At 45.3% G+C, this 23,344-nt stretch carries 20 protein-coding genes, 1 tRNA gene and 1 rRNA gene; 12 read left to right on the forward strand and 10 right to left on the reverse strand.

Annotation, left to right across the window (positions count from 1 at the left end):
• Positions 1 to 66: 66 nt before the first annotated feature.
• The 7 genes from EGI32_RS12820 to glpK all read right to left on the reverse strand — a co-directional run bounded on the left by EGI32_RS12820 (position 67) and on the right by glpK (position 8,289).
• On the reverse strand, positions 67 to 804 hold the full coding sequence (locus tag EGI32_RS12820) for an intradiol ring-cleavage dioxygenase (protein ID WP_255155760.1): 738 nt from the start codon (positions 802 to 804) through the stop codon (positions 67 to 69).
• A gap of 104 nt (positions 805 to 908) precedes the next feature.
• Positions 909 to 1,598, reverse strand: a complete 690-nt coding sequence (locus tag EGI32_RS12825; protein WP_255155761.1) for a LytTR family DNA-binding domain-containing protein — start codon at positions 1,596 to 1,598, stop codon at positions 909 to 911.
• On the reverse strand, positions 1,598 to 2,638 hold the full coding sequence (locus EGI32_RS12830; protein ID WP_255155762.1) for a sensor histidine kinase: 1,041 nt from the start codon (positions 2,636 to 2,638) through the stop codon (positions 1,598 to 1,600). The genes EGI32_RS12825 and EGI32_RS12830 overlap by 1 nt, the downstream gene beginning before the upstream one ends.
• A gap of 169 nt (positions 2,639 to 2,807) precedes the next feature.
• Entirely contained in the window at positions 2,808 to 4,280 is a 1,473-nt protein-coding gene (locus tag EGI32_RS12835; protein ID WP_255155763.1) for an aldehyde dehydrogenase (NADP(+)), read from the reverse strand.
• A gap of 64 nt (positions 4,281 to 4,344) precedes the next feature.
• On the reverse strand, positions 4,345 to 5,052 hold the full coding sequence (locus tag EGI32_RS12840; protein ID WP_255155764.1) for an MIP/aquaporin family protein: 708 nt from the start codon (positions 5,050 to 5,052) through the stop codon (positions 4,345 to 4,347).
• Positions 5,053 to 5,137: 85 nt separating this feature from the next.
• Positions 5,138 to 6,700: a glycerol-3-phosphate dehydrogenase/oxidase gene (locus EGI32_RS12845; RefSeq protein ID WP_255155765.1), complete on the reverse strand. Its 1,563-nt coding sequence runs from the start codon at positions 6,698 to 6,700 to the stop codon at positions 5,138 to 5,140.
• Positions 6,701 to 6,795: 95 nt separating this feature from the next.
• Positions 6,796 to 8,289 (reverse strand): glycerol kinase GlpK, encoded by a 1,494-nt coding sequence (gene glpK, locus EGI32_RS12850; protein WP_255155766.1) that lies wholly within the window; start codon positions 8,287 to 8,289, stop codon positions 6,796 to 6,798.
• Positions 8,290 to 8,455: 166 nt separating this feature from the next.
• Between glpK and EGI32_RS12855 the strand changes: the two genes are divergently transcribed.
• Both EGI32_RS12855 and EGI32_RS12860 read left to right on the forward strand, forming a co-directional pair.
• Positions 8,456 to 8,527, forward strand: a tRNA-Glu gene (locus EGI32_RS12855).
• Positions 8,528 to 8,637: 110 nt separating this feature from the next.
• The gene (locus EGI32_RS12860; protein ID WP_255155767.1) at positions 8,638 to 10,164 is read left to right on the forward strand and encodes a SulP family inorganic anion transporter; all 1,527 of its coding nucleotides are present in this window, start codon (positions 8,638 to 8,640) and stop codon (positions 10,162 to 10,164) included.
• A 33-nt stretch (positions 10,165 to 10,197) separates the two neighbouring features.
• On the opposite strand, the gene EGI32_RS12865 is transcribed toward EGI32_RS12860, so the two are convergent.
• Positions 10,198 to 10,905 carry a dienelactone hydrolase family protein gene (locus EGI32_RS12865; protein WP_255155768.1) on the reverse strand — a complete coding sequence of 236 codons (708 nt, stop codon included), beginning with the start codon at positions 10,903 to 10,905 and terminating at the stop codon, positions 10,198 to 10,200.
• Positions 10,906 to 11,147: 242 nt separating this feature from the next.
• On the opposite strand from EGI32_RS12865, the gene gap reads away from it, so the two are divergent.
• The 7 genes from gap (at position 11,148) to EGI32_RS12900 (ending at position 16,596) form a co-directional block, all read left to right on the forward strand.
• A complete protein-coding gene (gap, locus tag EGI32_RS12870) occupies positions 11,148 to 12,158 on the forward strand; it encodes a type I glyceraldehyde-3-phosphate dehydrogenase (protein ID WP_255155769.1) in 1,011 nt (336 codons plus the stop codon).
• 183 nt (positions 12,159 to 12,341) lie between these two features.
• Positions 12,342 to 13,574, forward strand: a complete 1,233-nt coding sequence (pgk, locus tag EGI32_RS12875; protein WP_255155770.1) for a phosphoglycerate kinase — start codon at positions 12,342 to 12,344, stop codon at positions 13,572 to 13,574.
• A gap of 91 nt (positions 13,575 to 13,665) precedes the next feature.
• A complete protein-coding gene (locus tag EGI32_RS12880) occupies positions 13,666 to 13,965 on the forward strand; it encodes a hypothetical protein (protein WP_255155771.1) in 300 nt (99 codons plus the stop codon).
• 162 nt (positions 13,966 to 14,127) lie between these two features.
• Positions 14,128 to 14,709, forward strand: a complete 582-nt coding sequence (locus EGI32_RS12885; RefSeq protein ID WP_255155772.1) for a LemA family protein — start codon at positions 14,128 to 14,130, stop codon at positions 14,707 to 14,709.
• A gap of 11 nt (positions 14,710 to 14,720) precedes the next feature.
• Positions 14,721 to 15,308 carry a LemA family protein gene (locus tag EGI32_RS12890; protein WP_255155773.1) on the forward strand — a complete coding sequence of 196 codons (588 nt, stop codon included), beginning with the start codon at positions 14,721 to 14,723 and terminating at the stop codon, positions 15,306 to 15,308.
• 13 nt (positions 15,309 to 15,321) lie between these two features.
• Positions 15,322 to 15,789, forward strand: a complete 468-nt coding sequence (locus tag EGI32_RS12895; protein WP_255155774.1) for a TPM domain-containing protein — start codon at positions 15,322 to 15,324, stop codon at positions 15,787 to 15,789.
• Between the two features lie 18 nt (positions 15,790 to 15,807).
• Positions 15,808 to 16,596 carry a YgcG family protein gene (locus EGI32_RS12900; RefSeq protein WP_255155775.1) on the forward strand — a complete coding sequence of 263 codons (789 nt, stop codon included), beginning with the start codon at positions 15,808 to 15,810 and terminating at the stop codon, positions 16,594 to 16,596.
• Positions 16,597 to 16,796: 200 nt separating this feature from the next.
• Here EGI32_RS12900 and EGI32_RS12905 read toward each other — a convergent pair whose 3' ends face one another.
• Both EGI32_RS12905 and EGI32_RS12910 read right to left on the reverse strand, forming a co-directional pair.
• Entirely contained in the window at positions 16,797 to 17,504 is a 708-nt protein-coding gene (locus EGI32_RS12905; RefSeq protein ID WP_255155776.1) for a hypothetical protein, read from the reverse strand.
• A 287-nt stretch (positions 17,505 to 17,791) separates the two neighbouring features.
• On the reverse strand, positions 17,792 to 20,239 hold the full coding sequence (locus tag EGI32_RS12910; RefSeq protein ID WP_255155777.1) for a M1 family metallopeptidase: 2,448 nt from the start codon (positions 20,237 to 20,239) through the stop codon (positions 17,792 to 17,794).
• Between the two features lie 117 nt (positions 20,240 to 20,356).
• Between EGI32_RS12910 and EGI32_RS12915 the strand changes: the two genes are divergently transcribed.
• The 3 genes from EGI32_RS12915 to EGI32_RS12925 all read left to right on the forward strand — a co-directional run.
• Positions 20,357 to 21,544, forward strand: coding sequence for a DUF4476 domain-containing protein (locus tag EGI32_RS12915; protein WP_255155778.1), 1,188 nt, complete (start codon positions 20,357 to 20,359; stop codon positions 21,542 to 21,544).
• A 10-nt stretch (positions 21,545 to 21,554) separates the two neighbouring features.
• Positions 21,555 to 22,298, forward strand: a complete 744-nt coding sequence (truA, locus tag EGI32_RS12920) for a tRNA pseudouridine(38-40) synthase TruA (RefSeq protein WP_255155779.1) — start codon at positions 21,555 to 21,557, stop codon at positions 22,296 to 22,298.
• A 555-nt stretch (positions 22,299 to 22,853) separates the two neighbouring features.
• A 16S ribosomal RNA gene (locus tag EGI32_RS12925) occupies positions 22,854 to 23,344 on the forward strand; the annotation flags it as partial.

Raw genomic sequence — 23,344 nt, forward strand, 5'->3', positions numbered from 1 at the left:
TTTTTTAATGAGGAAGCCGGTGCGTGCCAGCTTCCTTTACTGGTAACAGGGGGTTTTCATACAATATTATAAAGCTATCCCGATCGTATGTGTACCTGCATATCCTGCGGCCACACTGCCTGTGAGGGCTACTGTCTCATTGGCGAGGTCGGAAACGGAGTTGCCAAAAATTCCATCGGCAGCATTGCTCATCGTATTTACTCCATGCGCAGCATACAAGGTACTTTGGTGAACGGTGTTTGATATTGTTTCGGAAAAAGTGATCTGCGTTGTTTTTTTCAACACATTATTTACATACACTTCGATGTGAATGTGTGTTGCACGGCCGCTATACCAACCCGGATAAATGGTGTTGAACAAGGCATTGCCTGAGGTATCGGTCAATTGATAACCACGGAGAAAAGTCTGCCCGGTAAAACTCTGGGTGCCGAGATACCCGGGTTGATTGGCATAACCTGAATAATACCCGTCTTTATTACACTGCCAGATATCCACCCTTGCATTGCTCACGATGGCGCAGCTGGCATTTACATTTACCACATTGAAAGTGAGTGCCAGCGGAACACCCGTTTGGCCAGCGGTGATATCCGCTCTTTGTAAAGGATTGGTGAGCTCGCCGCCCGGATAAGGATATGGTCCTTCTGTTTCTGTCGGGGAAACCACACATCCACCGGTTCCTGTACCGGTGCCAGTAACGGTTCCCGAGCTATCGACGTCTGTGATGTCCGATTTTTTACAGGCATCTACCAGCGTGGCCAGGCTTAAAATACCCAATGAATTTCGTAAGAATTTTTTGCGTTCCATGGTATCAGTTTTAGAAGTGATTCAATTGCTATCTAAATATGAACCTTATTGGAAACGAAAAAAAATCGTTGAGGCCGGCGAATAAATTTCTGCGGTGAAATGTATTATTTGTTAATACGTTTTAAGAAATTTTCTTCATAACTGTTGCTCACGGGAAGATCTTCATTCGCGATGGTGATCATTTTTGCACGAATGCTGGAGATCTTATTGATGGCTGCCACATAACTGCGATGAATGCGGATAAAATTATCTTCCGGCAATTTATCTACGATACTTTTCAGCGTCATCCTTGCTACTACAGGTTTTTGGTTTACAAGGTGGATCTTGAGGTAATCATCCAATCCTTCTATGAAAAGTATATCATTGGTATCGATCTTGATCAGGCTGTAGTCGGCACGTATGTAAATGAACGATTGCGCGGGCGCTGTTGTTGTTTTCAATTGCTGATGCTGTGCAGCTTTGTTAACAGCCTGAAGAAATCTTTCAAATGTGAAAGGCTTCAACAGGTAATCGATCGCGTCAAGGTTGAACCCTTCCACTGCATAATCGCTGTACGCCGTTGTGAATATCACCATCGTTTCCTGTTCGGTATTTTTGTATAATTCTATCCCACTAAGCGACGGCATATTGATGTCGAGGAATAAAAGGTCGACCGGGTATTTATTGATATACTTCACCGCATCCGTCGGTTTGTTGAATGTTTTTTCGAGCTGTATGAAATCTATCTTGTTGCAGAAAATATCTATGATCTGCAAAGCCGGTAATTCATCGTCGATGGCAATCGCTTTTATCATTAAAAATCGATACTTAAGTTTACTGAAAATTGATGTTCATCTTCGGTTATTTTTAATTCATGTGCCGAAGGATAGAGCAGGCCGAGCCTGTTGCGGGTATTACTGATGCCAATGCCATTGCGGGCTTCGGTGCTCACCTGTACAGTCACTTTGTTATTGATAACCAGCATTTCAAGCCTTGATTCGTAGAGGTTGATCACGATCTTTATGTTGGTGTCTTCTGCCGCGTTGAGTCCGTATTTGAAAGCATTTTCGATGAAGGAAATAAGTATAAGCGGCGCAATCCTTTTTCCCTCTTCCTTTCCCCAGATACTGTAATTCAATTTTACTTCATCGCCAAAGCGAAGCTTTTGCAGGTCGATATAATTGCGGATATAATCCAGTTCCTTTTTTAGTGGTACGGTATCATTGGCCGCTTCCGTAAGCACATACCGCATCATGGCGGATAATTTTTGTACCGCTTCGGGAGTGCTGTCTGATTTTTGTATCGACAGCGAATAAATTGAATTGAGTGTATTGAATAAGAAGTGCGGATTGATCTGTGCTTTCAAATAAGACAGTTCCGTATCCAGTTTTTCTTTTTCCGTACGTTTCCACCTGTTATTCACGCGGATAAGCAGAGAGAAAAATGCTACCGCAACAAACAGAAAAAGGTTGTGATCGATCCTCGAGAAGAAAAAGTTTCTTTCGCCACCAGGCCCCGGGGGCGGCATCATGCCTTGTGGTGGCGGTCCCATGGGGCCGGGCATCCCGATCGGCCGGACCAGCTGCGGCAAAAAAGCGACCAGCAGCATGCAGCCGATTACTATTACAAAATAGAGGATGTATTGTTTGCCGAAGTAAAGCGCAGGTATGAGTAAAAAATAATTGAGGTAGAAAAATCCGAGGAGCAGGATATACCTTAGCATATCCTGCATCGCGAGGCCGCTGAAGGTGAAAATTCCATTACCATCACGTTGCTCTGTATTGAGGATGGGTATGAGTAAAAAAACAATGCTGCCAATAAGATGCAACAGCCATTGATTTTTTTTTGTAAGCATTCCTTGACTTTAAGTGAACAAATTTAACAAGATATGCCGCATCATAACCCGCTTTGCGGTAAGGGACTGGTTTCTGCCGGCGAAATTAAAAGGATTGTCAGCCTGAGCTTGTCGAAGGCTTATCTGCTAAATATGCCTTCGACAAGCTCAGGCTGACAATAAATTGATGTCAGCATTTCAACTCATTGTTTACCGTACGCCATATTTTCAAGGGGTTGCTGTCTTTCAATTCATCGGGTAAAAGTTCATCGCTCCAGTTCTGATAAGCTACAGGCCTTGCGAATCTTTTTATTCCATCGGCGCCAACAGAAGTGAACCTGCTGTCAGTAGTGGCCGGAAAAGGGCCACCATGCTGCATGGGCAACCCTACGGCAACGCCGGTAGGAACTCCGTTGAGGATAAATCTTCCGCAGATATTCCGGAGGATGTCCACCAGTTCAGTATGTTGCTTAATGTCATTTTCAGTGCCCATCAAAGTAACTGTCAGCTGCCCTTCCAGATAGTTGGCCACAGCAATCATTTCATTCATATCGGCACATCGTACAATGATGGAGTAGGGGCCAAACACTTCGTGCTGCAACAAAGGGTTGGCCAGGAAGTCCTGCGCCTTTACCATGGCAATGGTAGGGCTGCCCTGGTTGAGTGCCGCATCTGTAGCCGATACCGCTACCTGCTCCACCCCGGGTTGCGATAAAGCTGCTGCTCTTTTTTCTACATAGTTTTTGTAGATACCCGCATGTAGCATCGTTTCAGGCACTATGTTCTTTATTTCGGCAGATAATTTATTTACAAACAGGTCCAGCACATCATTGCCGATGCCGATGATAATGCCGGGATTGGTGCAGAATTGCCCGGAGTTCAATGTGATGGATGCGGCATATTGTTGAGCGATCGATTCGTGATCAGCCGTTATTTTTTCAGGTAAAAGAAATACGGGGTTCACGCTGCTCATTTCGGCAAAAACCGGAATAGGAACTGCCCGTTGATTTCCCCAGTCGAACAATTGTTTACCCCCGGCAAAAGAACCTGTGAAGCCAACCGCTTTTGTATACGGATGTTTTACCAATGCTTCGCCTACCTTGGAAGAAGCGCCATGTATATGGGTGAAAATTCCTTTTGGCATAAAACAATTGTTAGCGGCTGTTGTAATGGCATCGGCCACCAGCTGGCTTGTTTCGGCGTGGCCGGGATGTGCTTTCACGATCACGGGGCATCCGGCTGCCAGGGCGCAGGCAGTATCGCCACCCGCGGTGGAATAGGCAAAAGGGAAATTGGCTGCGCCGAATACAACTACAGGCCCCAGCGGAACCAATGTTTTTCGGATATCCGGCCTGGCCGGAACTACATCGGCATTCGCGGTATCGATACGGATATCGAGCCATTGTCCGCTTTCGCAAAAACGGGCATAATCATTCAGTTGAAAGATCGTCCGATTGATCTCCGTTTTTAACCGTGCCGGGGGAAGATTGGTTTCGCGGGCGGCAGTCTGCATCAGAACAACTTCATTGGTTTTTAATTCTGCGGCAATCGCCCGCATGAAATCTGCTCTTTGTTTAAGTGATTGTTTGCGATAGACGTGAAAAGCCTGCCAGGCTTCAGCCATAAATAAGTCGATCTCTTCTGTTGTAGAGTCTTGAAACATGTTTTTCATTTTTTAGAGTTGACTACTTCCACGAGTTGACAACTCATTGGAGTTGTCAACTCGTTCAAATATGAAATGCCCGGAAAATCATTACTGCCAATATCGCGCCAATGAACGGCCCCACCACCGGTATCCAGCTGTAACTCCAGTCGCTGTCGCGTTTGCCTTTGATGGGTAGAATGCTGTGCATGATCCTCGGGCCGAGATCCCTGGCGGGATTGATAGCATAACCGGTGGTGCCGCCGAGCGACAATCCGATACCTAATACGAGTAATGCTGCCGGCAGTGCATCTAACGAGCCTAAAGTGGCCTGGGGTTTTGCAATGAACAGCACACCGAGTATAAATGCAAATGTGCCGATGACCTCACTCACCAGGTTGTGGAACAGGCTTCGTATGGCAGGCGCTGTGCAAAATGCTCCCAGTTGCAGGTCGGGATTTTCAGTTGCGTCAAAATGCTGGCGGTATTGTATCCATGCAAACAATGACCCCGTCATGGCGCCCAGCAGCTGACCGGCCATGTACATCGGTACATTTTCCCAGATGCCATCTTTGAGTGCAAGCGCCAATGTTACCGCGGGGTTAAGATGTGCTCCACTTACCGCTGCGGCGGCGTACACGCCTACAAATACGGCGATCGCCCAACCGAATGTGATGACGATCCAGCCGCTGCTGTTGCCTTTTGTTTTATTTAAAACTACATTGGCGACAACCCCATTGCCCAATAAGATCAACAGGAATGTCCCGATGAGTTCCGAGAAGAAGATATTCATAATAGCGAATTTTAAATGTATGATGTATGGTTCTTTAGTGTAGAAATAATTTTTTTATTGATACTTCCACATCATACATCTCACATCATACATCATCCATTGTATATTTTTTAGCGATTGAAATAAATGAATTCAGCTGTTCCCTTATCCAGGACTCATCCATCCGCATTTCGTTTGCCATCAGTTCTGCAACAATGGGGGACGCTTCTATGGAAGCGCCTGCATCCAGCAAAATGCTGCGGGTTCTCCGTGCCATCACATCTTCTACGGTCATAGCCATTTCATTACGCACTGCCCAGATCACCATCGCTTTTGTATAGGGAAGAGCGGGGTGGATGGATTCTTTCCAGGCAGGATTTTCTTTGTACAATTCTTTAACCATTGCCGCATCCGAACCATAATAATACAGGTCATCCGGGCGTTCGATAGTATCTGTCCAGCCATGTATTTTTAAACCTTCGGTAACGCAGGTTTTCTTTTCCAGTTGGCCCAGGGCGATGGTTTTGTCCAGCACGTCTTTGGCCATTTTGCGGTAGGTTGTCCATTTGCCACCGGTGATGCTTACGAGTTTACTTTTGGAAATTACCACCGTGTGATCCCGTGGCAACAAAGATGTTTTTTTTGCCGCAGTATTTTTTACTAACGGTCGCAGCCCCACGAAAACAGACCGCACATCTTTTCTGCTGATATCTGCTGATAAATAGAGATTGATATGCGTGAGTATGAAATTGATCTCTTCTTCGAGTGCAGTGGGCTCATAGGAGGTATGGTCAACAGGTGTATCCGTAGTGCCTACTACCACTTTTCCATGCCATGGCACAGCAAAAAGAACACGCCCATCGGCGGTTCTGGGCACCATCAAGGCGTTGTTGCCGGGAAAGTATTTTTTATCCAAAACAATATGTACTCCCTGCGAAGCCGCTACCAGTTTGGGTTGTGAGGCATCATCCATTTTAAGTACGGCATCGGTAAATACGCCGGTAGCGTTTATTACGTTGGTGCTTTTTATCAGCATTTCTTTTCCTGTGATACTATCCAGGATGTGTACGCCGGCGATAATGCCTTCCTGTTTTTCCAGCTTTATCACTTTGCAATAGTTGAGTATCGTAGCACCATTTTCTTCAGCAGTCTGTGCAAGATTGATGGCAAGCCTGGTGTCGTCAAATTGGCCATCGCGATACACTATACCACCACGCAGATTTTTTGTTTCTGCGGTAGGCAGTAACTCCTGCGCTGTTTTTTTAGAGATGATCTTTGTGCTGCCGAGGCTTAGCCTGCCCGCCATGATATCATAAATCTTCAGGCCGAACCCGTAATACATTTTTTCCCACCATTTATAAGCGGGTATAACAAAGGAAAAATTGGAAGTGATGTGTGGCGCATTTTTTAATAGGATACCTCTTTCTTTCAATGCATCCATCACCAGCCGGATATTCCCTTGCGCCAGGTATCTTACCCCGCCATGTACCAGCTTGGTAGAGCGGCTGGAAGTGCCTTTGGCAAAATCAAACTGCTCGACCAATAAAGTCTTGTAACCGCGACTGGCGGCATCTACAGCCGTTCCCAACCCGGTAGCTCCTCCGCCGATGATCACGATATCCCATAGGGGCACTTCGTTTAGTTGGGATATCATTCCTTGTCTGTCCAATTGCTATTGGTTTGAATTATTTTTAAATTACGAATTGTCAATTACGAATTACGAATGCTTTCATTAGTAATTCGTAATTGACAATTCGTAATTAATTAAATATTGCTCCATTCTAAAGCCGCCCTTACTGCTTTCTCCCATCCCTTCGCCAGCTCGTTTCTTTTTTCTTCTTTCATCGTTGGTGCAAATGTTTTTTCTATCTGCCATTGCTGTTGAATCGCTTCAATGTTTTCCCAATAACCTACAGCAAGCCCGGCGAGATAGGCAGCGCCAAGTGCGGTGGTTTCGGTAATGGTAGGGCGAAGGACTTTTGTGTTTAGTATATTGCTCTGGAACTGCATGAGCAGGTCATTGGCGGTAGCGCCGCCATCTACTCTTAATTCTTTGATGGAAATTCCGGAATCGGCTTCCATTGCTTTCAGCACATCCATGGTTTGATAAGCGATACTTTCCAGTGCTGCACGGGCAATGTGGCTGGAGTTACTTCCACGGCTCAGTCCGAAAACCGAACCGCGTGCTTCGGGCTTCCAGTAAGGGGCGCCCAGACCTACAAATGCCGGCACTACATATACGCCATCGCTGCTATCTACCTTCATGGCCAATGCTTCCACTTCGGATGCGGAATGGATGATGCCAAGTCCATCGCGGAGCCATTGTACCACGGCGCCTGCAATGAACACGCTTCCTTCGAGTGCGTATTGTGCCACGCCATTCACCTTCCAGGCTACCGTGGTAAGCAGGTTATTGTTGCTGTAGACGGGTTTGTCGCCGGTATTCATCAGCATGAAACAGCCGGTGCCGTAGGTGTTTTTCACCATGCCGGCCTGGGTGCACATTTGTCCGAAGAGGGCTGCCTGCTGGTCACCGGCGATGCCGGAAATAGGAATGTTTTTGGCGGTGATGATATTTTGTGTGGTACCGAATATTTCGCTGCTGCTGCGTATCTGCGGCAGCATATTGCCGGGTATATCCAGTATGCTGCCGAGTTCATCATCCCATTGCAATGTGTGGATGTTACAAAGCATCGTACGGGAAGCATTACTAACGTCGGTGGCATGCACTTGTCCGCGGGTAAGGTTCCAGAGCAGCCAGCTATCGATGGTGCCGAATGCCAGTTCGCCGCGGGTGGCCTGTTCGCGGGCGCCGGGCACATGATCTAGTATCCATTTTACTTTTGTGCCGGAGAAGTAGGCATCAACAATGAGCCCGGTTTTTTGTTTGATGGCAGTATCATATCCTTTTGACCGGAGTTCGTCGCAAAAGCCTGCGGTGCGCCTGTCCTGCCATACGATGGCATTGTAAATGGGTTTGCCGGTATTGCGGTTCCATACCACGGTAGTTTCCCGCTGGTTGGTGATGCCGATGGCGGCGATGTTTTCTGCAGAAAGTCCGGCCTTGCCAATGGCTTCTATGGCTACCCCGAGCTGAGTGCTCCAGATCTCGAGTGCATCATGCTCTACCCACCCCGGCTGGGGAAAAAACTGGGTAAATTCCTTTTGGGCTACTGAGATCACCGTTCCCTGCTGGTCAAAAATGATCGCCCGGCTGCTGGTAGTGCCCTGGTCGAGGGCTAAAATGTATTGATTCATACATCATGGGGTTGGGTTAAAAAATGGGGCAATCGTAGCACGCTACTGCGTTTCCACAAAATACTCAATTAATTTACCCGTTCAATATTAATTTATCTGCAAAGTTTTTTGAAAAAATTTGGTTGCGAAAGTCTGGCGTCTTATCTTTGCCGTCCTTTAAAACGATGCCGCGTTGGTCAAGGGGTTAAGACGCCTCCCTTTCACGGAGGAATCACGGGTTCGAATCCCGTACGTGGTACAAATATAAGCCTGTCATCGACAGGCTTTTTTTATTCCAGCCTTCTCTCATCACCATGACTATGCAATGTCAAACTTCGTGGTGATCCATCGTATGATTAAAAGATTGTAATGATAAAATATTTTGACCTATTTGATTTCAAACAAAAAGTAAATTATAAAACCGAATTATTGGCCGGTTTCACCGTAGCCATGACAATGATACCTGAGTCGCTTTCATTTGCGATATTGGCAGGATTTTCACCACTGACAGGTTTGTATGCGGCCTTTATCATGGGATTGGTCACTGCAATATTCGGCGGCAGGCCAGGCATGGTTTCGGGTGGCGCAGGCGCAACTGTAGTGGTATTGATTGCACTCATGAAATCCAATGGATTGGAATACGTGTTGGCCGCTGTAGCCCTGGCCGGCGTTATACAGATCATCGTGGGTGTTTTTAAATGGGCCAAATTCATCCGGCTTGTCCCACAGCCGGTCATGTTCGGTTTTGTGAACGGGCTTGCAGTGATAATTTTCATGTCTCAACTGAACCAATTCAAATTACCCGGAACTGAAAACTGGTTATCCGGCTCTCCGCTTTTTATCATGCTGGGGCTGGTTGCACTGACCATAGCGATCGTTATCATCGTTCCAAAAATCACCAAAGCGATCCCCGCATCGCTTGTCGCGATCATCATCGTATTCGCCCTCGTGGCAGGGTTCGGTATCCATACCAAAACGGTGAGCGATATCGCTTCCGTGGCCGGTGGTTTACCGCCATTCCATTTGCCCAGGATACCAGTGACTTTTGAAACACTGAAAATCATTTTTCCCTATGCATTGATCATGGCTTCTGTGGGGTTAACCGAAGGGTTGCTCACCCTCAACCTGGTAGATGAAATGACGGGTACACGGGGTAATGGCAACAGGGAATGCATAGCCCAGGGCAGTGCCAATATCTTAAACGGTTTTTTCTCTGGCATGGGCGGCTGCCCGATGATAGCACAAACGCTGGTGAACCTTTCTGCCGGTTCGAGGGCAAGGCTGTCGGGCATCGTGGCCGCAGCAGCGATACTTATGATCATACTTTTTGGTGCACCATTGATCGGCCGGTTACCCATGGCTGCCCTGGTGGGTGTAATGGTCATGGTGGCGATCGGAACATTCGAATGGGCGAGTTTCCGCATCATCAACAAAATGCCGAAACATGATATCTTCATCGGCATACTGGTTGCCGTGATCACCGTACTGCTGCACAACCTGGCATTAGCGGTACTGGTAGGTGTGGTAATATCTGCACTGGTATTTGCCTGGGAAAGCGCCAGGCGCATAAGGGCAAAAAAATACCTCGATGATCAGGGGGTAAAACACTACGAAATCTTCGGGCCCCTTTTCTTCGGTTCGGTAACGGCTTTCGCCGAAAAATTTGATGTGCAGAACGATCCTCTTGAAGTAGTGATCGACTTTAAGGAAAGCCGTATCAGTGATATGAGTGCGATAGACGCATTAAATAAGATCACCGGGCATTATGCGGATCTCAATAAGACAGTACGGATCAAACACCTTAGTGCCGATTGCAGAAGGTTACTACTGAATGCGGACAAAGTAATTGAAGTCAATGTCATGGAAGATCCGATATATAATGTTGCGGTAGAGTGATAAGATTATATTTCTGGAATGTCAACCCCGAACTTACTTCAGTTTTTCCTTGAAAAAGTCAATCGTTCTTTTCCACTTGGCAATTCCGCCACCAAAGCAAAAACCCACCACCCCTATTTTGCCATTGCAATCCTTATTTGTTTTCAGGTAGTCGTAAGCGGCGAGAAAATCTTCCTGCATCTCTTTTTTGTCGCGTTTGCTTTGCAGTTCACGGCCGGCATCGTCATTACCGGGATAACCACCCAGGGGCGTCAGCGCATCCGGGGCCAGCGAAATGAACCCAGCAAGAGCGGCACGCCTGGCCACATCTTCAATATGCGGGTTGAGCCCACGATTTTCATGCACTACAATGATGCCCCCCAGGGTAGTTTTTGCATCGGCAGGTATTGATAACAAAGCCTTGATCGTTCCGCCCCCTTTGGGCGAAGCGTAATTGATGTAGATGGATTTTACCCGGGGATCATCAGCAGTTACCTGGATGGCGTTTTTATAGTCCGGCATCAGGAAACTCAGCAAAGAGGGAAGCGTAATGGCGCCAACAGCATAAATACCCAGCTTTTGCATAAATGATTTCCGGTCGATGCGGTTATGCGCATAGTCGTCGTAGAGGTCGAAAACTTCCTGTTGAATGTCTTCTTTTTTGATCCCGCTCATGGTAATGTTATTGTTATTTAAATATAAGCATTTACGGCGAGGGGTACGGCTGCTTTGCTGAAAAAGCAGGCCGATGGTAGACAGCATCACCCTTTTTAATCCGCACCCTATGAAAACCGGGGTTATTTACGTTGAAAGATAGCTGGTTAGATTTTTTTGAACCATAAATACACGAAGTACACAAAGTTTCACTAAGATAATTAAACTCCTAAATGGCTTTGTGTACTTGGTGGCTTTGTGGTTACAATAAAAATTCCTTCATTTTTCCATATCCCTTTCGTAAATTTGCCACGCAAAATGCAAATAACAATTAATAAATTTTGTCAGTTATGAGTACAGTAAAAGTTGCCATTAATGGTTTTGGTCGTATCGGTCGCCTGGTTTTCCGCCAGATATACAATATGGAAGGGATTGATGTAGTAGCAATCAATGACCTTACAAGCCCGGCAGTGCTGGCTCACCTGCTGAAATATGATAGCGCCCAGGGTCGTTTTGGCCAGGACGTTACACACACCGAAGATTCGATCATAGTGAATGGTGATGCAGTGAAAATATACGCCCAGAAAGATCCGGCGCAGATTCCATGGGGTGCCAATGATGTGGATGTAGTGATCGAAAGTACCGGTTTCTTCACCGATAAGGATAAAGCAGCAGCCCATCTGACTGCAGGCGCTAAAAAAGTGATCATCTCTGCCCCGGCTACAGGTGACCTTAAAACGGTTGTTTACAACGTAAACCACGAAATACTGGATGGTAGCGAAACTATCATCAGCTGTGCCAGCTGTACTACCAACTGCCTTGCGCCGATGGCGAAAGTGCTGAACGATAAATTCGGCATCATCACAGGTATCATGAGCACGATCCATGCTTATACCAACGATCAGAACACATTGGATGCTCCGCATCCGAAAGGTGACCTTCGCAGGGCAAGGGCAGCAGCTGCCAACATTGTACCTAACAGCACCGGCGCTGCAAAAGCGATCGGCCTGGTATTGCCGGAACTGAAAGGAAAGCTGGACGGTGGTGCACAACGTGTACCGGTGATCACAGGATCTGTGACCGAATTGTACAGCATCCTCGAAAAAGAAGTAACTGCTGAAGAAGTAAACGCAGCGATGAAAGCCGCCAGCAATGAAAGCTTCGGTTATACAGAAGATGAGATCGTGAGCAGCGATGTGATCGGTATTACTTACGGGTCATTGTTTGACGGAACACAAACCAAAGTTCAGAAAGTAGGCGACAAGCAACTGGTAAAAACTGTAAGCTGGTACGATAATGAAAACAGCTACGTTAGCCAGCTGGTGCGTACTGTGAAGCATTTCGCAGGATTAATAAAGTAAACAAAAGTTATAAGTGATGAGTTATAAGTGATAAGTCATTACCTCATAATAAAAGGAATAAGGAAGTGTTGTAAACCTACGCTCTTTCTTATTCCTTTTTTATTGACGTATATTTGGATCCATGATCCGTTACTCATAACCCATCACTCATAATTCATAACTTATCATTCATAACTAATAACTATGTTTTCTTCCTTCAACTTCAACAACCAAAAAGCCCTCGTTCGTGTCGATTTCAATGTTCCGCTCGACGACCAGTTCAACATCACCGACGATACCAGGATGATGGCTACCATCCCCACCATCAAAAAAATACTGGCTGATGGCGGAAGTGCCATACTCATGAGCCATCTCGGAAGGCCGAAAGACGGCCCTACGGATAAATATTCATTGAAACACCTGGTGAAACACCTGCATGAATTATTGAACAAAGATTTCGATGGCTCCCCTTCAGGGGCCGGGGGTGGTGGCGATACCAAAGTTTTTTTCGCGGATGATTGCATCGGCGAACAGGCAGCCATGACTGCACAGATGCTGCGGGGCGGAGAAGTATTGCTGCTGGAAAATCTTCGTTTTTACAAGGAAGAAGAAAAGGGCGATAAGGCATTTGCAGAAAAACTCAGCAAACTGGGCGATGTGTATGTGAATGACGCGTTTGGTACGGCACACAGGGCACATGCTTCTACGGCTGTGATCGCTGAATTTTTTCCGAAGGATAAAAAAATGTTCGGATTGCTGATGGAAGCAGAAGTGAAGAGTGCGGAAAAAGTATTGCATCAATCTGAAAAACCTTTCTGTGCTATCATTGGCGGGGCAAAGGTTTCAGACAAAATACTGATCATTGAGAATTTATTGGAACGGGCTACCGACATCATTATCGGCGGCGGCATGGCTTATACTTTCCTGAAAGCCCGTGGCGGCAACATCGGCAATTCACTTTGCGAAGATGACCGTATGCAGACCGCCCTGGATATACTCGAAAAGGCAAAACAAAAAGGGGTGAGCATCCATTTGCCCGAAACATCCATCATCGCGGATAAATTTGCGGCAGATGCCGATACAAAGGATTGCCCGAGCGACCAGATACCAGCCGGCTGGATGGGGCTTGATATCGGCGGAAAAGCCATCGGTATCTTCAGCGAGATCATTAAAAAATCGAAGACCATTTTGTGGAACGGCCCGATGGGGGTTTTTGAAATGGAAAAATTCCAGAACGGTACAAAATCCATCGCGTTGGCGGTGGCTGAAAGTACCGCCAATGGCGCCTTCAGCCTGGTAGGTGGCGGCGACAGCGTGGCAGCGGTAAATAAATTCAACCTCGCCGATAAAGTAAGTTATGTAAGCACAGGCGGTGGCGCTTTGCTTGAATATTTTGAAGGAAAAGAATTGCCGGGGATAGCTGCAATAAAGAATTAAGAATTAAGAATTAAAAATTAACAAAACGCTCTTCAATTTTTGAGGAGCGTTTTCATTCTTAATTCTTAATTTTTCATTCTTAATTTTTTTTATGAAAGAAGGCAACGAAAAATCCTCCCACATACTCAATGCGTCTTCCAACCTTTTAGGTATCTGTTTCATCCTCATCACTTCTTTCCGCGTGCTGCATTTATCAGGCACCACTTTTTTCGATGAATTGTCGGTATTGGCGCTGGTGCTTTTCATGGCAAGCTGCATCCTTTCTTTTCTTTCCATCCGCTCAAAAACGAATAAAAGCATCCTTTATGAGAACATCGCCGACGGCATCTTTTTGGCGGGGTTGATCGTCTTGTTCATTACTACAATTTTGTATTCTTTCAATGTGATATAAAAGCCGATGCCGGGTACCGGATGCCGGATATCGCAGCGGCTGAATACCGAACCGGCGAAAGTATGCCCGTTATCCGGCATCTGTGTTAATTCTTAATTCTTAATTAGTAATTCTTAATTGTATTAACTACATTTATATCCTTAAACTTTAAAACATATAATCATGAAAGTTGGTGTCATAATCGTATTAGCAGTACTCGTAATTGTTGGCTTCATGGGCTGCAATGGCTATAATGGCCTTGTTAAGCAGGATGAAAGCGTAAAAAAAGCCTGGAACAACGTTCAGGCAGAGTATCAAAATCGTAACGATCTTGTTGGTAATCTTGTAAACACTGTAAAAGGGGCGGCAAATTTCGAACAGAAAACGCTGACCGATGTAGTAAATGCAAGGGCAAAAGCTACCAGTGTAAACATCAGTGCAGATAGCCTTACACCGGAAAATATTGCTCAATATCAGGCGGCACAAGGGCAATTGAGCGGCTCACTTAGTAGGCTTCTGGCTACAGTAGAAGCTTATCCTGAACTAAAAGCGACTGAAAACTTCACCAAACTTCAGGGCCAGCTCGAAGGGATTGAAAACAATATCAAGAATTCACGTAAAGTTTTCAATGATGAGATAAACGTGTACAATACCAAAGTGCGTTCATTCCCAATGAACATCCTTGGAGGCATGTTTGGGTTTAAAGCAAAAGCTGGTTTCACCGCGGATGCCGGGGCCGAAAAAGCGCCGGAAGTTAAATTCTAAGCCATTAGCGAATGAAGAATAAACGTTATTCCGGGTATATTATCGGGGGCATCATCGTCCTGCTGGGTATTTATGTCATGGTTACATACAACGGACTGGTATCGAAAGAGGAGAAAGTAAAGTTGCAATGGAACGAAGTGCAGAACGCTTACCAGCGGCGCAACGACCTTGTGCCGAACCTTGTAAATGTAGTGAAGGCCGGGGCGGAGTATGAACAAACCACTTTACAGCAGGTAACAGAGGCAAGAGCCAAAGCGGGCAGCATCAACATTTCCGGCGATGTGAGTGCAGATCAGTACCAGCAGCAGACAGCGGTTCAGGATCAACTGGCATCGGCTACCAACAGGCTTCTCATTGCCGTAGAAAAATACCCGGATATTAAAGGAACGAAAGCATTTTCCGACCTGCAGGTGCAGCTCGTAGGAACTGAGCGACGGATAAAGATCGCCCGGAAAGATTTTAACGATGCCATTGCCACATACAACAGTTCTGTAAAAAGTTTTCCGACAAAACTGGTGGCTGGAATGCTCGGCTTTAAACCGAAAGAAGGCTTTACCGCGGATGCCGGTGCGGAAAAATCAGTGGAAATCAAATTTTAAATAATTATCAACGGTGGGCATATTTTCTTTTTTTAGCAAAAAACAAAAGGAATTCTTTTCTGCGGAAGATAAGGCGCAGATAGTGGAGGCTATCCGAGCTTCCGAAAAAACCACCAGTGGCGAAATTCGTGTATTTGTAGAAAGCCGTAATGCTTTTGTAGATGCCATCGACAGGGCGGCAGAAGTATTCTTCAAACTGAAAATGGAAAAAACGGAACATCGAAACGCGGTGCTGTTATATGTTGCCATGGAAGATCATCAGCTGGCTTTGTTTGGAGACGAAGGGATTTATAACGCCGTAGGCAAAGAATACTGGGATGAAGCCGTGACAAATATGATCTCTCAGTTTACCAAAGACAATGTGAGCAAGGGGATAGAACAATGTATCCTTCGGATAGGTCAAACGCTGAAGGAAAAGTTTCCTTACGAATCTACCACAGATAAGAATGAATTACCCGACGATATCGTTTTCGGTAAATGATGAACTTTTGAACGATCAATGAAAAAACTTTTCTACATATTAGTCTTTCTTTTCAGCGCGTTGATGTCTTTTGCACAACGGCCGTTCAAAAGCATGGAAGACGTAATCGCCAATCCTCCTTCGCCAGCTATGGCAGTGGTGGACTACACCACTACTCTTACAAGTGATCAGCAATATACGCTCGAAAACAAGATCCAGCAATTGTACCAATCGTCTTCGATCCAGATCGAAGTAGTGATCGTTCCAAAACTGGACGGGATGGATGTTTCGGATGCGGGTATTGAACTGGGCAGGAAATGGGGAGTTGGAAATAAAAAAGACAACAGCGGGTTTGTTCTGCTTATCTCAAAAGACGACAGGAAACTAAGTATTTCTCCCGGTTACGGATTGGAAGGAGCGCTTACGGATGTAGAATCGGATGACATCATTCAGCAGGTGATCGTACCCAAATTTAAGGGTGATGACTATTACCGTGGTATCGACGAAGGCGTGGATGCGATCATCCAGGCAGTGCAGGGTACATTTAAAACACCAGCGCCTAAAAGCAGCAGCAGAGGTTTCAGTATCATTCCCATAATTGTCATAATTGTGATCATCATTTTACTTTCTTCCCGTGGAGGGGGAGGTCGGGGAGGTTCATTCATGAGCAGCCGTGGGGCCATCCCTTTCATCATCGGCAATATGCTGGGCGGCGGTGGTGGCGGAAGTGGCTGGAGTGGCGGCGGTGGAAGTTCCGGCGGTGGAGGATTCAGCGGTGGCTTTGGGGGCGGTAGCTTCGGTGGCGGCGGTTCGAGCGGTAGCTGGTAAAAGTGAATGGTGAATAGTGAATAGTCAAACCTTCGAAGGTTGTAATTAAATCGAAATATTTTTCTCGGAAGTTTTTAAGAATATATTGTTGATACAAGGATCCCCGCAATTTTTTGCGGGGATCCTGATTTATACTATTTTAATCTCTAAACTTAAGTCGCAATGAAAGACATACCAACTTCAAAGATTTCACCATTCACCTATTGACCTGATAAATACTTTCCCACAAATCCATCAAAATCCGGCAGTGATTTATCTTCATAGATTTTAATGAACTGCCCAAACTGCATGTATCCATATACGAATGGATCTCTGGTGGCTGCTTCGTAATTTTCTGTAAAATAGGCTTCAATAGTCTTGCCTGTTGGTACGGGGTTGGGGAGTGTTGCATACATTGTTTTTGCATAAGCATAACAGGAGTCCAGTTCTTTTTGCCGGCCATGTTTTTTCCAAAAAAGCATACTGATGGTATTGGCGAGGTATTCGTTATCGAAACTTCCCGATATACCGCTTTTGCCTAAGAAATGCTGTATGCCGTGCCCTAATTCATGCGGAAGATAAAAGCCATTAAAAAACAACCCGAACATTTGTCTCCCGCCTTCTTCACTCCCTGCTACCTTATACGTAAATCCTTTTAATTCCGGCAGTACCTGTTCCCATAAAGGAATGTTGGCGGTTTTTTCCCGCTCATCGTAATATATGAGATAGGGGGTAGTGTGTAAAATGGTGGTAGGATTAAATTTGAGGTCGGGCGCCAGTTTTTTGATATCGGCAATGAACAGGTCGGATACCGTATTAGCATCTTTCACCAGGCCAACAGAATCTGTGTAAAGCGTAAACCATTTGTCCTGCGCAAACGAATGTTGAACGCAAAAAGCCAGACATACCAAAAGAGCAATTTTTTTCATAAACTGATTTTAATAGATGATGAGAGGGTAAGATACATCCACCGGTGCGAAAAAAAATTACTACAAAAGGGTGAAGAGGCCGATAGTGAACAGTCAAGCCTTTGCAGTTTATAATTTGATCGAATACCCTTTGGCTACCACTTTCAGCAATATGATTTGATAGTTAATAAAAATCCCCGCAATTTATTTGCGGGGATTTTTATTAACTATTGGTTTAGTCTCTGGCCTGAAGCCGGAACGAAAAAGTACCAGCTTCAAAGGTTTGACTATTCACCATTCACTTCTCACTATTTCCATTGTGCATTAATATAAGCCTCAACCTCTCCTCCTTTCGCTTTCGCCAATTTATCCAGGGCGCCTTTCATCGCAGGATCAGTCCTGTCGCGGAACGCCGCTGGTATTGAGTTGCGGAAGCTGATGATATCATCCACACCCGCTTTGATCTTGGCAATATCTGTCAGTTTCGACAGGTAATCAGCATACTTGCCTGTTGCACCTATCTTCTGGAAAGAAAGCCCGCCTTTTTTGTAATCTGCGGAAAGGAATTCAAAATCAGATTCATTGCCTTTGGCAAACAGGATATTTTTAACTTCTGTACCCAAAGCTCCTTTAGCATCGCTGCTGAATTTTTTGGCAAGAGTATAACCGTTCTCCGCATTCAATGCAGCAAGTCCTTTTAACGCAGCGCCCGCTACAGAGTAAGAGCTGTCGGTTACTGCAGCTTCGTAGATGGGTTGGTATTTCGCATCTCCCAATTTTACCAGGTAGTTGATAGCAGCGGCCTTTGTTAGTTTATCGTTGTCGGTTTTCGCGATCTTTTCAATCTGTTCCAAAACAACCTTGTCGGATTTGTATGGTGTCGCAGCGATCTTCTGGATCGTAAGCGTACGTAATGGCGCATATTTATCATACAAACCTTTCGCTATTTCAGGCATGTTCTTTTTAGCGAAGAATTCAATGGCTTCCCTTCTGTCGAGATAGTTCTTTGCATTGTTCCATTGCGCAATGAAATTCGCTTCCGTTTTATTATCTGTTTTTTCTGCCAGCAACATCTTGTCGGCATCTACATTGATCAGGTCGGGAACAGCAGCTACTTTGAAATAAAAAGTATCCGATTTGTTGCTGGTTACAATATTGTAACGTTCTTTTTTACCTGCAACATACACATCCACCGCAATCGGCAAAGTGAAGATCTTGCCGGTCTTCTGCGTCTGCTCGATAACCACTTCCACCACCCCCGGCATACCAGGAATGTTATAGTTATAACTGATGTTCAGTTTCGGATGCCCGCTGCCATAATACCATTGGTTCCAGAACCAGTGCAGGTCCTTGCCGGTCACTTCTTCAAAAGCCAGGCGTAATTGTGCCGCTTCCCCGTTTTTGAATTTATTGGTAGTAAGGTAATTATTCAGCGATTTGAAGAAAGCATCATCGCCTACATAATTGCGCAGCATATTGAGGATGCGTCCGCCTTTGTTATAGCTTACAGCGTCAAACACATCTTCTTTGTCTTTATAATGGTACCTCACCAGGTCTTTGTTTTCGCTGCGGCTACCGATGTAACCCTGCATATCCTGGTAATTGTGCTCGTCGGCAGCATCCTTGCCATATTTGTATTCGTTCCAGAGATATTCGCTGTAGTTGGCAAAGCTTTCATTTACGGTGATGTTGCTCCAGCTTTCTGCAGTCACGTAATCGCCAAACCATTGGTGAAACAATTCATGGGCGATCGTTTCTTCCCACCTGTTTCCGTCCGCCAGTTGACGGTTGTTCTGGTAGGCGCTTTCCTGGTGAAGGGTAGCAGTGGTGTTTTCCATTGCACCGCTCACATAATCGCGGCCCACGATCTGCGCATATTTAGCCCATGGAAATTCTACGCCTAATTTTTCAGAAAAGAATTTCATCATTTCAGGTGTATTGCCAAATACTTTGCGGGCATACTGCGCCTGGTCTTTTTCGGTGTAATAATCTACCGCTTTTCCTTTATAAGTATCTTTTGTGATCGCGTAATCACCTACACCCATGAAGAAAAGATACGGGGAATGCGGCAGGTCCATTTTCCAGTAATCGGTACGGGTGCCATCAGCATTTTTCTTTTCACTTATTTTAAGGCCGTTGCTGAGCGTTACGTATTTTGCCGGAACGGTCATGTATATTTCTTCCGTGGTCTTTTGGTTGGGCTTGTCGATGGTGATCATCCACACGCTGTTGGCTTCAGTTTCGCCCTGTGTCCATATCTGGATAGGCGAAGTCTTATCTTCTCCTTTCGGATTGATGAAGTACAATCCTTTTGCATCGGTAATGGCAGCGCTGCCTACGGCTTCGTATTCGTTTGGCTTGCTGGTGTAATCAAAATACAAGGTGTATTTTTCTTTGGCAGTATAAAGGCGGTCAAGCTTGATATTTACCTGCTGGCCATCGTATTTGTATTTCAGCGCTGTTTTATAAGAGCCTTTTACAATGGAAACCTCTTTGATCTCCATTCCTTTTGCATCCAGCAATACGGAGTCGGTGGGGTAAAAGTGCGGTTGCAGCGTAAGCCATTCTTTTCCGTACAGATAAGCTTTGTCGTAATCGAATTTTACATCCAGTTTGGTGTGTACCAGGTCATTGATCTTGGGATAGCTTTCCCGGTATATCTTTTTCCAGGTCGTGTCATTGTCATCATCATGTGGCTGGGCAAACGTAAAGAACGGTGCTGCCGCAATGGCACATAACAGTAAGAGTCGTTTCATGTTTCTATTAATTTGGCGCAAAAGTAATGGAGCCTGCCATATAGGGAGGTAAATTTTTTATAAAAGGTAAATCCCCGATATTAATTAGCTTTGCAATACATATAAAGTAAAGTTTAAATGAAAATCCTGCTACTGGCTGTTTCCCTGATTTTTTCATCCGTTTGTGCCTTTTCCCAACACAATCATTTTGTGTATGTGCAATCCGACAATAAACAGCCTTTTTATGTTCGGTTGAATGATAAAGTATACAGCTCTTCCGCTTCCGGTTATGCCATCATTTCCAAGTTGCAGAAAGGGGATTATGTATTATCGGTAGGATTTCCTAAAAATGAATTCCCGCAGCAATCCATCAGCATCAACGTAAGCGGTGATGCGGGTTATATGCTTAAAAACTTCGGCGACAAAGGCTGGGGTTTATATAATATACAAACAATGGCCGTCAACATGGCTTCTGGCGGTACAGCCGGAAGTGGCACTGCTGCTACAACACAGCCAAAAGACGATGGTTTTTCAAATACATTGTCGGGGGTGGTAAAAACTCCCGTTCAGGTAGTTACGCCGGCAAAAGATTCGCAGCTTACCGTTCAGCCAACTCCTGTAACAGAAGTTAAACTGGTGACGGAACCTGTAAAAACAGCAGTTGTTGAAAACGCGGGCAGCATTAAAATGCTCAATAGCACTAAGGATAACAGCGGCCGCTCCGCAGTTTATATAGATAATATCGCTGGCGCCAATGATACGGTGCGTATCTTCATACCTGCCGTCACAAAAGCGGTTATTCCGGTGAAAGAACCAGTAAAAGAAGTAGTAAAAGAAGACAAGAAATTCCTGGACATCGAACTGGTGAATCCAAATGCAAAAGTTGATTCTGTAAAAGAAGTGATCGCAGAGCCGGTAAAGACAACCGTTGTGGCCACGACTCCGGCCGCATCAAACCCGCAGCCCGCAAACCCGCAGCCCGTAACTGTTGCACCCGTAACCACCCCCACCAAGCCACTTACCATCAATTCTGATTGCCGTTCATTGGCTTCCGACGATGATTTTTTCAAAATAAGAAAAAAGATGGCCGCGGAAGATAAGGAAGACGATATGATCGCTGCCGCGAAAAAGATGTTCAAGTCAAAATGTTATTCTACTGAGCAGGTAAAAAACCTCAGTGTATTATTCCTGAAGGATAAGGACAAATATAATTTTTTCGATGCGGCCTATCCATTCATTCATGATACCCAAAATTTCAGTTCGCTGGAAAAGCAGCTGTCGGATCCATACTATATCACCCGCTTCAAAGCGATGATCCGCAATTAATCTCCGGCAGATGGCACGATACTTCATAGAAGTGGCATATAAAGGAACCGCCTACGCAGGATTCCAGGTGCAGCAGAATGCCAATACCGTGCAGTCGGAAGTAGAAAAAGCATTAGCCACCTATTTTCGCGAACCTGTTGCACTCACCGGGTCTTCCCGTACAGATGCAGGCGTACATGCACTGCAGAATTTTTTTCAGTTTGATATGGAGAAGCTGCTGGATGAAGCGGCCTGTAGCAAAACCGTTTATCACCTCAATGCGATATTGCCCGCTGATATTGCAGCCAGGAGCATCCGCCATGTAAAAGATGATGCCCACTGCCGCTTTGATGCGGTTTCGCGGAGTTATATATATACGATCTACCAGTTCAAGGATCCTTTCCTGAATGACCGTGGGTATTATTATCCTTACCAGCTGGGTATCTCATTACTTAATGAAGCAGCAGCTCTGCTGATGGAGTATACGGATTTTGAAAGCTTCGCAAAAAAACACAACCAGTCGTTTACCAATCAATGCACCCTCTATAAAAGTGAATGGGTGGTGGTAAGTAGGGATGTGCTGCAATATCATGTAACCGGCAACCGCTTTCTTCGCGGTATGGTACGGGCGCTGGTAGGCACAATGCTGCCTGTTGGCCGTGGAAAGTGCAGTATCGAAGAGTTTATTTCTATCATAGAAAGTAAAGATCCCGCTAAAGCAAACTTCGCAACGCCTGCACATGGACTGTCATTGGCCCAGGTGAATTATCCTTAGAGAGAGTATCGCCGCAACAGTAAGTGCTTCTATAAAAAAAATATTCCCTGTTGAAACACTGATGTACAGTGGCTTTCAGGCCATTGTGTTTTATTTAACAGCAATTATTGTCAAAAAAAGTTTGACAGGAACATATTCACCCTTATCTTTGCCGTCCGCTTTTGAAAAAAGGCAATCAGTTCTTCGAAAATCTCCACAAAAAGTCTTCATTTTTTTATAAAATAATTGAAATAAAATTTTGGTTGTTAATTAATTAGATGTACTTTTGCAACCCGATTAAAAAAGGGGTACACATCAAAGGATTTGTACGGAAGATTTGAAAAAAAATAATTCAAAAAACCTTAAATAAAATTAGGGTTGAATGATAGAGAAGCTTACCTTTGCACTCCCAATTAAAAAAGGGGCGAGGGTAAGCCTCGGAAAGATCTTTGAAAGTTTGGAAACAGCAGCATAATTAACAGATTAACAAGGCTTTGTCAGCTAAAATAACAATTAGAATTTGACAAAGATAATTTCACTTTGAAATTACGAAGTCACGATTCAAACAACTCATTTACAATGGAGAGTTTGATCCTGGCTCAGGATGAACGCTAGCGGCAGGCTTAATACATGCAAGTCGAGGGGCAGCACAGGTAGCAATACTGGGTGGCGACCGGCAAACGGGTGCGGAACACGTACGCAACCTTCCCATAACTGGTGAATAGCCTTTCGAAAGAGAGATTAATACACCGTAATATAATGAAGTGGCATCACTTTATTATCATAGCCGCAAGGCGGTTTTGGATGGGCGTGCGCCTGATTAGGTAGTTGGCGGGGTAACGGCCCACCAAGCCTGCGATCAGTAACTGGTGTGAGAGCACGACCAGTCACACGGGCACTGAGACACGGGCCCGACTCCTACGGGAGGCAGCAGTAAGGAATATTGGTCAATGGACGCAAGTCTGAACCAGCCATGCCGCGTGAAGGATTAAGGCCCTCTGGGTTGTAAACTTCTTTTATCTGGGACGAAAAAAGGGCTTTCTAGCTCACTTGACGGTACCAGAGGA

The sequence above is a fragment of the Ferruginibacter sp. HRS2-29 genome (assembly GCF_024343615.1).
In the GTDB taxonomy this organism is placed as follows: Bacteria; Bacteroidota; Bacteroidia; order Chitinophagales; family Chitinophagaceae; genus Ferruginibacter.

Bases quoted from the DNA above. Each gene is read 5' to 3' on its own strand.
- EGI32_RS12820 (WP_255155760.1), bottom strand. From the start codon at position 804: ATGGAACGCAAAAAATTCTTACGAAATTCATTGGGTATTTTAAGCCTG.
- EGI32_RS12825 (WP_255155761.1), bottom strand. From the start codon at position 1,598: ATGATAAAAGCGATTGCCATCGACGATGAATTACCGGCTTTGCAGATC.
- EGI32_RS12830 (WP_255155762.1), bottom strand. From the start codon at position 2,638: ATGCTTACAAAAAAAAATCAATGGCTGTTGCATCTTATTGGCAGCATT.
- EGI32_RS12835 (WP_255155763.1), bottom strand. From the start codon at position 4,280: ATGTTTCAAGACTCTACAACAGAAGAGATCGACTTATTTATGGCTGAA.
- EGI32_RS12840 (WP_255155764.1), bottom strand. From the start codon at position 5,052: ATGAATATCTTCTTCTCGGAACTCATCGGGACATTCCTGTTGATCTTA.
- glpK (WP_255155766.1), bottom strand. From the start codon at position 8,289: ATGAATCAATACATTTTAGCCCTCGACCAGGGCACTACCAGCAGCCGG.
- EGI32_RS12860 (WP_255155767.1), top strand. From the start codon at position 8,638: ATGATAAAATATTTTGACCTATTTGATTTCAAACAAAAAGTAAATTAT.
- EGI32_RS12865 (WP_255155768.1), bottom strand. From the start codon at position 10,905: ATGCTGTCTACCATCGGCCTGCTTTTTCAGCAAAGCAGCCGTACCCCT.
- gap (WP_255155769.1), top strand. From the start codon at position 11,148: ATGAGTACAGTAAAAGTTGCCATTAATGGTTTTGGTCGTATCGGTCGC.
- pgk (WP_255155770.1), top strand. From the start codon at position 12,342: ATGTTTTCTTCCTTCAACTTCAACAACCAAAAAGCCCTCGTTCGTGTC.
- EGI32_RS12880 (WP_255155771.1), top strand. From the start codon at position 13,666: ATGAAAGAAGGCAACGAAAAATCCTCCCACATACTCAATGCGTCTTCC.
- EGI32_RS12885 (WP_255155772.1), top strand. From the start codon at position 14,128: ATGAAAGTTGGTGTCATAATCGTATTAGCAGTACTCGTAATTGTTGGC.
- EGI32_RS12890 (WP_255155773.1), top strand. From the start codon at position 14,721: ATGAAGAATAAACGTTATTCCGGGTATATTATCGGGGGCATCATCGTC.
- EGI32_RS12900 (WP_255155775.1), top strand. From the start codon at position 15,808: ATGAAAAAACTTTTCTACATATTAGTCTTTCTTTTCAGCGCGTTGATG.
- EGI32_RS12905 (WP_255155776.1), bottom strand. From the start codon at position 17,504: ATGAAAAAAATTGCTCTTTTGGTATGTCTGGCTTTTTGCGTTCAACAT.
- EGI32_RS12910 (WP_255155777.1), bottom strand. From the start codon at position 20,239: ATGAAACGACTCTTACTGTTATGTGCCATTGCGGCAGCACCGTTCTTT.
- EGI32_RS12915 (WP_255155778.1), top strand. From the start codon at position 20,357: ATGAAAATCCTGCTACTGGCTGTTTCCCTGATTTTTTCATCCGTTTGT.
- truA (WP_255155779.1), top strand. From the start codon at position 21,555: ATGGCACGATACTTCATAGAAGTGGCATATAAAGGAACCGCCTACGCA.